This window comes from Streptomyces mesophilus, assembly GCF_011044995.1.
In the GTDB taxonomy this organism is placed as follows: Bacteria; Actinomycetota; Actinomycetes; order Streptomycetales; family Streptomycetaceae; genus Streptomyces; species Streptomyces mesophilus.
In genome coordinates this window covers 25,207-35,679 of record NZ_JAAKZW010000060.1, presented here as the reverse complement: position 1 = coordinate 35,679, position 10,473 = coordinate 25,207, and the positions used below count along the sequence as shown (strand labels likewise).

At 70.8% G+C, this 10,473-nt stretch carries 14 protein-coding genes; 12 read left to right on the top strand and 2 right to left on the bottom strand.

The genetic code is table 11. From position 1 onward, the window contains the following. Window positions 1-57: 57 nt before the first annotated feature. Window positions 58-585, bottom strand: a complete 528-nt coding sequence (locus tag G6045_RS16835; protein WP_165332777.1) for a nucleoside/nucleotide kinase family protein — start codon at window positions 583-585, stop codon at window positions 58-60. An 84-nt stretch (window positions 586-669) separates the two neighbouring features. Continuing rightward, window positions 670-1,767: an enolase C-terminal domain-like protein gene (locus G6045_RS16830; protein ID WP_165332776.1), complete on the bottom strand. Its 1,098-nt coding sequence runs from the start codon at window positions 1,765-1,767 to the stop codon at window positions 670-672. Between the two features lie 129 nt (window positions 1,768-1,896). Between G6045_RS16830 and G6045_RS16825 the strand changes: the two genes are divergently transcribed. Genes G6045_RS16825 through G6045_RS16770 form a run of 12 tightly spaced genes read left to right on the top strand, consistent with a single transcriptional unit; the run spans window position 1,897 to window position 10,461 of the window. Continuing rightward, a complete protein-coding gene (locus G6045_RS16825; protein WP_165332775.1) occupies window positions 1,897-3,219 on the top strand; it encodes an NAD(P)/FAD-dependent oxidoreductase in 1,323 nt (440 codons plus the stop codon). Continuing rightward, window positions 3,197-5,053, top strand: a complete 1,857-nt coding sequence (locus G6045_RS16820; protein ID WP_165332774.1) for a transketolase — start codon at window positions 3,197-3,199, stop codon at window positions 5,051-5,053. The genes G6045_RS16825 and G6045_RS16820 overlap by 23 nt, the downstream gene beginning before the upstream one ends. 52 nt (window positions 5,054-5,105) lie before the next feature. Then, the gene (locus G6045_RS16815; protein WP_165332773.1) at window positions 5,106-5,558 is read left to right on the top strand and encodes a gas vesicle protein GvpO; all 453 of its coding nucleotides are present in this window, start codon (window positions 5,106-5,108) and stop codon (window positions 5,556-5,558) included. A gap of 45 nt (window positions 5,559-5,603) precedes the next feature. Then, window positions 5,604-6,038, top strand: a complete 435-nt coding sequence (locus G6045_RS16810; protein ID WP_165332772.1) for a gas vesicle structural protein GvpA — start codon at window positions 5,604-5,606, stop codon at window positions 6,036-6,038. Beyond that, on the top strand, window positions 6,035-6,790 hold the full coding sequence (locus G6045_RS16805) for a GvpL/GvpF family gas vesicle protein (protein WP_165332771.1): 756 nt from the start codon (window positions 6,035-6,037) through the stop codon (window positions 6,788-6,790). The genes G6045_RS16810 and G6045_RS16805 overlap by 4 nt, the downstream gene beginning before the upstream one ends. 4 nt (window positions 6,791-6,794) lie before the next feature. Beyond that, complete coding sequence (locus tag G6045_RS16800) at window positions 6,795-7,049, top strand: gas vesicle protein GvpG (RefSeq protein WP_165332770.1); 255 nt, start codon at window positions 6,795-6,797, stop codon at window positions 7,047-7,049. 5 nt (window positions 7,050-7,054) lie between these two features. Then, the gene (locus G6045_RS16795) at window positions 7,055-7,729 is read left to right on the top strand and encodes a DNA primase (protein ID WP_328707804.1); all 675 of its coding nucleotides are present in this window, start codon (window positions 7,055-7,057) and stop codon (window positions 7,727-7,729) included. After that, window positions 7,722-8,852, top strand: coding sequence for an SRPBCC family protein (locus G6045_RS16790; protein WP_165332768.1), 1,131 nt, complete (start codon window positions 7,722-7,724; stop codon window positions 8,850-8,852). The genes G6045_RS16795 and G6045_RS16790 overlap by 8 nt, the downstream gene beginning before the upstream one ends. Beyond that, the gene (gene gvpJ / locus G6045_RS16785; protein WP_165332767.1) at window positions 8,849-9,220 is read left to right on the top strand and encodes a gas vesicle protein; all 372 of its coding nucleotides are present in this window, start codon (window positions 8,849-8,851) and stop codon (window positions 9,218-9,220) included. Before G6045_RS16790 ends, gvpJ begins: the two co-directional genes overlap by 4 nt. Continuing rightward, a complete protein-coding gene (locus G6045_RS16780) occupies window positions 9,213-9,995 on the top strand; it encodes a GvpL/GvpF family gas vesicle protein (protein ID WP_165332766.1) in 783 nt (260 codons plus the stop codon). The genes gvpJ and G6045_RS16780 overlap by 8 nt, the downstream gene beginning before the upstream one ends. Continuing rightward, window positions 9,992-10,189, top strand: a complete 198-nt coding sequence (locus tag G6045_RS16775; RefSeq protein WP_165332765.1) for a gas vesicle protein — start codon at window positions 9,992-9,994, stop codon at window positions 10,187-10,189. The genes G6045_RS16780 and G6045_RS16775 overlap by 4 nt, the downstream gene beginning before the upstream one ends. Beyond that, window positions 10,186-10,461 carry a gas vesicle protein K gene (locus tag G6045_RS16770; protein ID WP_165332764.1) on the top strand — a complete coding sequence of 92 codons (276 nt, stop codon included), beginning with the start codon at window positions 10,186-10,188 and terminating at the stop codon, window positions 10,459-10,461. Before G6045_RS16775 ends, G6045_RS16770 begins: the two co-directional genes overlap by 4 nt. Window positions 10,462-10,473 lie beyond the last annotated feature (12 nt).

Sequence of the window (10,473 nt, the reverse complement as noted above, 5' to 3'; positions counted from 1 at the left end):
CCCAACCCCGGCCCGCCGCCCGGTCAGCAGCGCTGATCACCACATGGCGGCAGGGGGTCACCAGCCGGTCGCGGCGATGACCTCCCGGGCCACCTGAGTCACCGACCTGCCGTCGGTGGCGACCCGCACCGTCCCCGGCGCGGCGTGCTCATCGAGCCGCCGCGCCATCTGGGCGCTGCGCCTGAGCTGTCGCTCGAGTTCCGAGCCGCGTTCGCGCTCACGAAGGCGGGCCGCCGCCGTCTCGTCGGAGGCGGTGAGCAGCACGTGGTGCATGCGGACGTCCTGGCCCAACGCCCCCTCGAACAGCCGCTGTTCACCGTCGAGGACGGCGGCCGTGTTCGTGTAGATCAGCCGCCGGCAGCCGAGCTCCGCGTAGTTCGCCCACAGCGCGGCCAGATTGCGCCCGGTGATCCCGGAGCGGTCCGGATCACCCGGCGGCGCCGGATGGATGTGGTCGAGGACATCGCCCTCGATCAGGGCGTGCCCCACCGACGCCGCCCGCAGCAGCGCCGACACCTCGTATCCGACGGATGACTTGCCGGCCCCGGAACGGCCGCCGATCAGCAGCACCTCTGCGCTCTCCATGCGGCCGAGGCTCGCACGGCGACCACCACCCACGCCACGCGATACGCCCCTGCGCCAGGCCCCCTGCGCCACGCGATACCCGCCCTACGCCACCCGGTACTCCTCGATCTCCTCCGCCCGCAGACGCAGCCCGTGCCCGATGCCGCCGTCCGGGCGCACCACGCCGCCGGTCGGATCGAGGACTCCGTCGAAGAACATCGACTCGACCCGTACGTGGTCGTGGAACCACTCGATGTGCCGCAGGTTCGGCACGCACGCGGCGGCCGCCGCATGGGCGTGCGGCGCACCGTACGCGGAGATCTCCAGACCGTGCGCCTGGGCGAGGGCGGCCGCGCGCAGCCAGGCCGTGAGGCCGCCGACCCGGGTGGCGTCCGCCTGCAGACAGTCCACCAGCCCTGCCGTACGGGCGAGTTCGGCCAGGTCGTCCGCGTGTCCGCCCGCGGTGACATCGCAGACCGCGCGGTCGCGTACGAGACCGAGCCCTGCCGGGTCCTCGCGCGGCACGGGCGCCTCGAACCAGCCGACCTCGAGCTCGGCGAGCGCGTGCCCGACGCGCACGGCCTGCTTGCGCGTGTACGCGCCGCCCGCGGACACGTACAACTCCGTCCGTGGGCCGATGACCTGGCGGGCCGCCCGCACCCGTGCGAGATCCCGGAGCACGGCGTGGCCGCCGCACTCGCCGATGCGGATCTTCACCCGCGGGATGCGCTGCCCGTGCACCCAGCCGCCGAGCTGGGCGGCCAGATGCGTGTCGTGGTACGTGGTGAAGCCGCCGCTGCCGTACACCGGCACCGCGTCCTGTGCGGCGCCGAGCAGCCGCGCCAGCGGAAGTTCCAGGAGCCGAGCCTTCAGATCCCACAGGGCGATGTCGAGGGCCGACAGCGCGCAGGCGGTGAGCCCGCCAGGCCCCGCCTCGCCCAGGGCGCCGCGCATCGCCTCGTGCGCCGCCGGGATGTCCAGGGCGTCGAGGCCGGTGACGACGGGGGCGAGCAGCTCCCGTACGACATCGGCGGCGATCGCGGGCGCGTAGGTCCAGCCGGTGCCGGTCGCGTCCCCGGCGCCGATCTCGACCACGACCACGGAAGTGGTGTCCCAGCTGTGGCTCCCGTCCGCCTCGGGCGCGTCGGTGGGCACCGTATAGGCGCCGGCCGCCGGTGTCCGAAGGGGCACTGTGTTCTTCATCGCAAACCGGCTCTCACGCGAGGTGGGGAGGTGCGGGCCGGGTAACCCGGGCGGCCGGACGGAAACGTTTGGCGCAATGGCCCGAGGGCACCCGAACGCTCCCCGACCACAGCCGGAGGCTGAACCATCGTGAGCCGTACCCGCATCGTGATCGTCGGGGCCGGCTTCGCCGGATACCGGGCCGCCCGCACCCTGTCCCGGGCAGTCCGCGACCGTGCCGAAGTGGTCCTGCTCAACCCGACCGACTATTTCCTCTATCTGCCGCTGCTGCCGCAGGTCGCCTCGGGCGTCCTGGAGCCGCGCCGGGTCACCGTCTCGCTCTCGGGCACGCTGCCCCGGGTACGGCATGTCCTCGGCGAGGCGCAGGGCCTCGACCTCGAAGGGCGCACCGTCACCTACTGCGACCCCGAAGGCCGCCCCGGGACCCTCTCCTACGACCGTCTCGTGCTCGCCGTCGGCAGCGTCAACAAACTGCTGCCCGTGCCCGGCGTGACCGAGCACGCGCACGGCTTCCGCGGGATGCCCGAGGCGCTGTATCTGCGCGACCACGTGATCCGCCAGACGGAGCTGGCCGCGAACGACAGGGACCCCGCCCGCACCACCTTCGTGGTCGTCGGCGCCGGCTACACCGGAACCGAGATCGCCGCCCACGGCAAGCTGCTCACCGACTCGCTGCTGCGCCGCCACCCCGGCCTTGACGCCCGCTGGATGCTGCTCGACATCGCGCCACGGGTGCTGCCGGAGCTCGACCGGCGGCTGTCGAAGACCGCGCACAAGGTGCTCGAGAAGCGCGGCGTCGAGGTCCGCACCGGGACCTCCGTGAAGGAGGCCACCGCACAGGGGGTTCTCCTGGACGACGGCGAGTTCGTCGACACCCGCACCCTGATGTGGTGCGTGGGCGTGCGGCCCGATCCGCTGGTGGAGGCCACCGGGCGCCCGCTCGAACGCGGGCGGCTCGTGGTCGACCCGTTCCTCCAAGTCCCGGGCCACCCCGAGGTGTTCGCGTGCGGGGACGCCGCCGCCGTACCGGACGCGACCAAACCGGGCTCGTACACGCCGATGACCGCCCAGCACGCCTGGCGGCAGGGTGCGACGGCGGGACGCAATGTGGCCGCGTCGCTCGGGCTCGGCTCCCGCAAGCCGTACAAGCACCACGACCTCGGCTTCACCGTCGACCTCGGCGGAGTGAAGGCCGCGGCCAACCCGCTCGGTCTGGCGCTCGCGGGACTGCCCGCCGCGGCCGTCACCCGCGGCTACCACCTGGCCGCGATGCCCGGCAACCGCATCCGCGTCGCCGCCGACTGGATGCTCGAAGCGGCGCTGCCCCGCCAGGCCGTCCAGCTGGGCCTGGTGCGCTCCTGGTCCGTGCCGCTCGACACCGCATCCCCCGAACTCGCCCGTATGCCCGTACCACCCGAGGAGACACCTGATGGCCCAGCCGACCGACGATGAACTCACCCGCATCGCCCAGCAATTGAGGGTGGACTCGGTGCGCGTCGCCGCGGCCGCGGGCTCGGGGCATGCCACCTCGTCGATGTCCGCCGCCGACCTGATGGCCGTGCTGCTCGGCCGCCATCTGCGCCATGACTTCGAACGGCCCGAGCACCCCGGCAACGACCGGTTCATTCTGTCCAAGGGGCATGCCTCGCCGCTGCTCTACGCCTCGTACAAGGCGCTCGGTCTCATCGACGACGACGAGCTGCGGACCTTCCGTACGCTCGGCAGCCGGCTCGAAGGCCATCCGACGCCGCGCGCCCTGCCGTGGGTGGAGGTCGCGACCGGCTCCCTCGGTCAGGGACTGCCCATCGGCGTCGGCATGGCGCTCGCCGGCAAGCGCCTGGACCGCGTCGGCTATCGCGTGTGGGTGCTCTGCGGCGACAGCGAGCTCGCGGAAGGCTCCGTCTGGGAGGCCGCCGAGCACGCCGGGTCCGAGCATCTCGACAACCTCACGGCGATCGTCGACGTCAACCGGCTCGGCCAGCGCGGCCCCACCCGGCACGGCCACGACCTGGACGCCTACGCCCGCCGGTTGCAGGCCTTCGGCTGGCACACCGTCGAGTGCGACGGCCATGACGTGGCCGCGATCGACCGGGCGCTCGCCGAGGCCCGCTCCACGCTCGGCCAGCCCACCGCGGTGCTCGCCCGCACGCTCAAGGGCAAGGGTGTGGCCGACGCCGAGGACCGCGAGGGTCTGCACGGCAAGCCGCTCAAGCACCCCGACGAGGCCATCGCGGAACTCGGCGGTGTGACCGACCTGCGGCTCGAGGTCCAACAGCCGCCCGCCGCGCGGGTGCTGCATGCCGTGCAGAGCGGCCATCTCGAACTTCCGCGCTACGAGAAGGGCGAGGAGATCGCCACGCGCAGCGCCTACGGCCAGGCGCTGACCGCTCTGGGTTCCGCCCGGGGCGATGTGGTGGCGCTCGACGGAGAGGTGAGCGACTCCACCAAGACCGAGCAGTTCGCCAAGGAGCATCCGGAGCGGTTCTTCGAGTGCTACATCGCCGAACAGCAGATGGTCGCCGCCGCCGTCGGACTCGCGGCCCGCGGATACACCCCGTACGCCTCGTCGTTCGCCGCCTTCCTCACGCGCGCCCACGACTTCGTGCGGATGGCGGCGGTCAGCGGCTCGGACATCAAGCTGGCGGGCTCGCACGCGGGTGTGTCCATCGGGCAGGACGGTCCCTCGCAGATGGGCCTCGAGGACCTCGCGATGTTCCGCTCGGTGCACGGCTCCACCGTGCTCTACCCCTGTGACGCCAACCAGACCGCCCAGCTCGTCGCCGCGCTCGCCGAACGCCCCGGCATCGGCTATCTGCGTACGACCCGGGGGGAGACCCCGGCCCTGTACGGGCCGGACGAAACCTTCCCCATCGGTGGCTCCAAGGTGCTGCGTTCCTCGGACGCGGACCGCGTCACGATCGTCGCGGCCGGAGTGACCGTACGCGAAGCGCTCGCCGCCGCCGACCAGCTGGCGGAGGTCGGCATCGCCTGCCGGGTGATCGACCTGTACTCGGTCAAGCCGGTGGACACCGCCACGCTCCGCGAGGCGGCCGAGCGGACCGGCTGTCTGCTGACCGTCGAGGACCACCGGCCCGAGGGCGGCCTGGGCGACGCGGTGTCCGAAGCGTTCGCCGACGGAGGGCCTGTGCCGCGCCTTGTCCGGCTCGCCGTCCGCCATATGCCGGGTTCCGCGACGCCCGGTGAACAGCTGCGGTCCGCCGGTATCGACGAGGCCGCGATCGCCGCGGCCGTACGGCTGCTCGTGGAAATCGCGGTGGTGAGCTGAGGCGTAGGGGTTTGGCCAAGGGTGTGCGGGTCACTCGAAGCGGGAGGTTGTGATGACCGAAACCGAAAAGACGGAAAACAGCAGGACCGAAAACAGCAGGACCGAAAACAGGAAGACGGAAAGCAAGACCGAATCCGGCAGGAGCGAAGCCGGCAAGAGCGAGACCGGCAAGAGCGAAGCCGGCAAGACCCGCAAGGAAAACCGATCCGGCTCCGGGGCCGACTCGAACGGCGCCCCGCAGGCGCCGCGGCCCATGGCTGTGCTGCGCGAGGCCATGCTCCAGCTGGCCGAGCTCACCGGGATGCAGGCCGAGAGCGCATCGGCCTTCGAACGCACCGAGGACGGCTGGCGCCTGGAGATAGAGGTGCTCGAACTCACCCGCGTCCCCGACACCATGAGCCTGCTCGCCAGCTACGCCGTCGACCTCGACCCCCAGGGCGAGCTCACGGGCTATCGCCGTATCCGCCGCTACGAACGCGGCCGTGCGGACGCCCAGCGGCGCTGAACCCGGGTCAGTCCCACCGATACCGACGAGGAGGAGCGGTCCGTCATGACCGTTGTCCCTGCACAGCAAAGCGGCGGTTCAGGAGGCACGAGTGGCCTGTACGACGTACTGGAACTCGTGCTCGACCGCGGCCTCGTGATTGATGCGTTCGTGCGTGTCTCCCTGGTGGGCATCGAGATCCTGAAGATCGACATCAGGGTCGTCGTTGCCAGTGTCGATACGTATCTGCGCTTCGCCGAGGCATGTAATCGCCTCGACCTCGAAGCCGGGCCGAAGAAGAGCCCGGGCCTGCCCGATCTCGTCGGCGAGATCACCGAATCCGGTGCCCGCGGCAAGAGCAAGGGCGCGCTCAGCGGGGCCGCGGAGACCATCTCCGACGCGTTCCGCCAGGCACGTGAGGAAGGCAAGGAGAGCCAGGAGTCACCGCGGCGCACCACCAAGCGGACCACTCCCCGCAAGCGGCAGGAGGAAGCGGAGTGACCACGTATATCTATGGCATCGTGCGGCGTTCGCACCCGAACCCGCCCATCGACATGGGCGGCATCGGCGACCCCGCACGCCCCGTGCGGAGCGTCACCGGCGGCGAGCTCTCGGCGCTGGTCAGCGACGCCCCGGAGAATCTGCGGCCCAAGCGCAATGATCTGCTCGCTCACCAGAACGTCCTGAGCGAGGCGGGCGCGGCCGGCCCCGTGCTGCCGATGCGATTCGGCTCGACCGCCCCCGACGACAAGACGGTGGCGGCGGTGCTCGAAGAGCGTGCGGAGCACTACAGCGAACGGCTCGAGGCGCTCGAAGGCAAAGTCGAGTACAACGTGAAGGCCTCGCACGACGAAGAGGCCGTACTGCACCGCGTGATGGGGGAGAACCCCGAGATACGCACCCTCACCGAGGCCAACCGGCAAGCGGCGGGCGGCACGTACGAACAGCGCCTGAGGCTGGGCGAGATGGTCGTCCAGGCCGTACAGGCGCGTGAGGCGGCCGATGCGGTGGAGATCCAGCAGGAGCTCGAAGGTGCGGCCGACGCCGTGAGCGTCGGACCGCAGAGCAGCGGCTGGCTGGCCAATGTCTCCTTCCTGGTGGCCCGGGACGAGACCGAGGAGTTCCTCGCCTCGGTCGACAAGCTCCGGGGCGACCATCCGCATCTGGACCTGAGGGTCAACGGGCCGCTGCCGCCGTACAGCTTCGTCGAACCCGGTCCGGCCCCGCACGCGGCACAGACGGCAGGGCACTGACCCCATGGGCCTCACAGGTCTGGTGAAAGAGCTCGTACTGCTGCCGTTCGCCCCGGTCCGCGGTTCCTTCTGGGTGATGGAACAGCTCGTGGACGAGGCCGAGCGGCAGTACTACGACCCCGGGGTCATCCGCGCCGAACTCGGTCGCCTCGAAGAGCAGTTGGAGGCGGGCGAGATCGACGCGGACACCTTCGACCGGCTGGAGGACGAACTCCTCGACCGGCTTCAGTACGCGACGGAACGGACGAATCAACAATGAATCGCATGGCGCTCGGCCTCGCAGTCGGAGCGGGATACCTGCTGGGACGCACCAAGAAGATGAAGCTGGCGTTCGCCGTCGGCACCCTCGTGGCCGGCAAGAAGCTTCCGCTCTCTCCGCAGGCGCTCACCGACCTGGTCCAGCAGCAGCTCCTTAACAACCCGCAGTTCAAGGAGATCGGCGATCAGCTGCGCGAGGACGTACGAGGCGTCGGGAAGGCCGCCACGGGCGCGGTGCTCGAACGGGGCCTCGACGGGATCTCGGACCGCCTGCACGACCGGACGCTCGGGGTGCAGGACCGGTTGTCCGGGGTGATCCCCGGACGCGTGGAGCGCGACGACGGCGGGCGCGAGCAGGAGTACGACGAGGAGGAGTACGAGGAGGAGCGGCCCGCGCCCAAGAAGCAGGCCCGCAAGACCTCCGGATCGCGCTCCTCCGCCGAGGGCGAGAAATCGGGGACGTCGCGGGAGTCGGGGACGTCACGGGGATCCGGAACGTCACGCAGTTCCCGTGGCGGCGAGGCCTCCCGTACGCAGAAGAAGGCGCCGGCCAAGAAGACCGCCTCGGCCGGGAAGTCCGGCGCAGGGAAGACCACGGGCACCGCGAAGAAGACCACGGGCGCCGCGAAGACCGCCGCCCGCCGCACCGCCCGCGCGAAGGGAGGCCGTAACGATGGCTGATGCGAAGGACAATCCGCTGTCCGGTCTGGCCAAGAGTGAGGCGGCCGACCGGCTGAAGGCCGAGGCACAGGCCTTCATGCTGGCCCAGCTCGAACGCGCGCTGGTGGGCGCCGGGCACAAACTCGGCTCCGCCACCGGCAAGTTGAACGACATCGCCGAGGGCAAGAGCCCCGGTTTCGCCCAGCTCGCTCTCCAGGGCGGCCGCAAGATAGCCGAGGGCAAGGGCCCCGTGCGCAGCGCGGTCGAACTCACCGGCAGCCATCTCAAGGACAAGGTCATGGGTGCGGTCAAGGGGCTCGGCGGCAAGCGCAAGAAGGGCGGCGCGGGCCAGAAGCCGACCGTCATTCTCGAACACATCGACGTGGGCGTCCCGATCCGTGAGGCCTACGACCAGTGGACGCAGTATCAGGAGTTCTCGACGTTCGCGAAGGGCGTCAAGGGGGCGACCGTCGCCGACGACACCACGTCCGACTGGAAGCTCAAGGTCTTCTGGTCCAACCGGAGCTGGAAGGCGCACACCACCGAGCAGGTCCCCGACCAGCGCATCACCTGGACGTCCGAGGGCGCCAAGGGCTCGACCAAGGGCGTGGTGACCTTCCACTCCCTCGGCGAGAACCTCACCCGGGTGCTCCTGATCATCGAGTACTACCCGAAGGGCCTGTTCGAGAAGACCGGCAACATCTGGCGCGCTCAGGGGCGCCGGGCCCGGCTCGACCTCAAGCACTTCGCCCGCCATATCTCGCTGCGCGGCGAGGCGAGCGACGGCTGGCGCGGGGAGATCCAGGACGGCGAGGTGGTCGTCTCGCACGAGGACGCCGTCGCCGAGGAAGAACGCACGCGTGACGAGGAGGAACAGGGGTACTCCGACGACGAGCAGGACCGCTCCGATGAGGAGCAGGACCGCTCCGAGGACGAGGCCGCGGAGCTCGAGGAGGGCAAGGGCGAACAGGACGAGTACGGCGAAGAGTACGAGGACGAACCCGAGGGCGAGTACGAAGGCGAGCCCGAGGGTGAGTACGAAGGCGAAGAGCGCGACGAAGAGGACGACGAGATGGCCTACGAAGAGGGCGAGGAGCAAGACGCGGACCGCCGCGCCGAGTACGCCGAAACCGGGCGCCGATGACCACCGCGAGCAGGCTTCCCGACCCCTACGGGCAGAGCGGCGGCAGCGCGAACCTCGCCGACATCCTGGAGCGCGTACTCGACAAGGGCGTGGTGATTGCGGGCGACATCCGCATCAACCTGCTCGACATCGAGCTGCTCACGATCAAACTCCGCCTGATCGTCGCCTCCGTGGACAAGGCGCGGGAGATGGGCATCGACTGGTGGGAGGACGACCCGTCGCTCTCCACCGGCGCGCGGCGCCGGGAGGTGGACCGCAGGCAGTCCGACCTCACGCGTGAGAACGAGCAGTTGCAGGCCCGTATCGCCGAGCTGGAGGCAGGGCAGGGCACGCGCGGCCGTCGGAAGGAGAAGGCCTCGGATGAATGAACTGCGTTATGTGTACGCGGTGTGCCGGCCCTTCGAGGCCGCCCTGCAGGCGGATCTCGTCGGCGTGGGCGGCGCACCGCTCAAGCAGCTGGAGCACGGCGGTCTCGTCGCCGTGCTCAGCCGGGTCCCGGAGGCCGACTTCGGCTACGAGCCGCTGCGCGCCCATCTGGAGGACCTCGACTGGCTCACCGCGACCGCCCGCGCCCACCAGGCGGTCATCGCCGCCCTGACCACGGTCACCTGTCCGCTGCCGCTGCGGCTCGGGACCGTCTTCCGTGACGACAGCGGCGTGCGGACGATGCTCGAGGACGAGGGCGATCAGCTGCGGGAGCTGCTCGCGCGGATCGACGGCTGTGTGGAATGGGGCGTCAAGGTGTACGCCGAGCCGGAGGCCCAACAGGCGCCGTCCGAACCGGCGGCGGCCGGCCAGGCCGCCAGCGGCCGGGACTATCTGCGGATGCGCCGCACCCGTCAGCAGGGCGCGGACCGGCTGTGGGCGCGCGCCGACTCCTTCGCGCAGGAGCTGCACACGGACCTGACGGCCCGCGCGGCGGCGACCCGGCTGCACCGTCCGCAGAACCCGGAGCTCTCGCGGGCGACCGGGCGGAACATTCTCAACGGGGCGTATCTGGTGGGGCGTTCGCAGTCCGAGGAGTTCGTCGAGTGCGTCGAGCGCACCAAGGACCAGGAACCCGGACTGCGCGTCGAACTCACCGGCCCCTGGGCCGCGTACTCGTTCAGCGACCCCAATGGAGACGAAGAGGAGGCCTGGTGACCGTCATCGAGCGCCGCGAGGTCGCCCTGGTCGACCTGCTCGACCGGCTGCTCGCCGGCGGAGTGGTCGTCGCGGGCGACCTCACGCTGCGGATCGCGGATGTCGATCTCGTACGGATCGATCTGCGCGCCCTGATCAGCTCGGTGAGTGCCCAGGTGCCCTCGCCCTTCGAGGTACTGGAGGAGCGGCGATGAGCAAGCGGATGGATCTGGACCCCGACACGGTCGAGCGCGACCTGGTCAAACTGGTGCTCACCGTCGTCGAGTTGCTCCGCCAGCTCATGGAGCGCCAGGCGGTGCGCCGCTTCGACACCGGCGAGCTGAGCGAGGACCAGGAGGAGCGGATCGGCCTCACGCTGATGCTCCTCGAGGACCGGATGGCGCAGCTGCGGGACCGCTACGGGCTGCGGCCCGAGGACCTCAATCTCGACCTCGGGCCGCTGGGGCCGTTGATGCCGCGCGAGTGAGGGGCGGGCAGG

Excerpts from the sequence above, each read along its gene's own strand:
- G6045_RS16835 (WP_165332777.1), bottom strand. The coding sequence starts at position 585 with ATGGAGAGCGCAGAGGTGCTGCTGATCGGCGGCCGTTCCGGGGCCGGC.
- G6045_RS16830 (WP_165332776.1), bottom strand. The coding sequence starts at position 1,767 with ATGAAGAACACAGTGCCCCTTCGGACACCGGCGGCCGGCGCCTATACG.
- G6045_RS16820 (WP_165332774.1), top strand. The coding sequence starts at position 3,197 with ATGGCCCAGCCGACCGACGATGAACTCACCCGCATCGCCCAGCAATTG.
- G6045_RS16815 (WP_165332773.1), top strand. The coding sequence starts at position 5,106 with ATGACCGAAACCGAAAAGACGGAAAACAGCAGGACCGAAAACAGCAGG.
- G6045_RS16810 (WP_165332772.1), top strand. The coding sequence starts at position 5,604 with ATGACCGTTGTCCCTGCACAGCAAAGCGGCGGTTCAGGAGGCACGAGT.
- G6045_RS16800 (WP_165332770.1), top strand. The coding sequence starts at position 6,795 with ATGGGCCTCACAGGTCTGGTGAAAGAGCTCGTACTGCTGCCGTTCGCC.
- G6045_RS16795 (WP_328707804.1), top strand. The coding sequence starts at position 7,055 with ATGGCGCTCGGCCTCGCAGTCGGAGCGGGATACCTGCTGGGACGCACC.
- G6045_RS16790 (WP_165332768.1), top strand. The coding sequence starts at position 7,722 with ATGGCTGATGCGAAGGACAATCCGCTGTCCGGTCTGGCCAAGAGTGAG.
- gvpJ (WP_165332767.1), top strand. The coding sequence starts at position 8,849 with ATGACCACCGCGAGCAGGCTTCCCGACCCCTACGGGCAGAGCGGCGGC.
- G6045_RS16780 (WP_165332766.1), top strand. The coding sequence starts at position 9,213 with ATGAATGAACTGCGTTATGTGTACGCGGTGTGCCGGCCCTTCGAGGCC.
- G6045_RS16770 (WP_165332764.1), top strand. The coding sequence starts at position 10,186 with ATGAGCAAGCGGATGGATCTGGACCCCGACACGGTCGAGCGCGACCTG.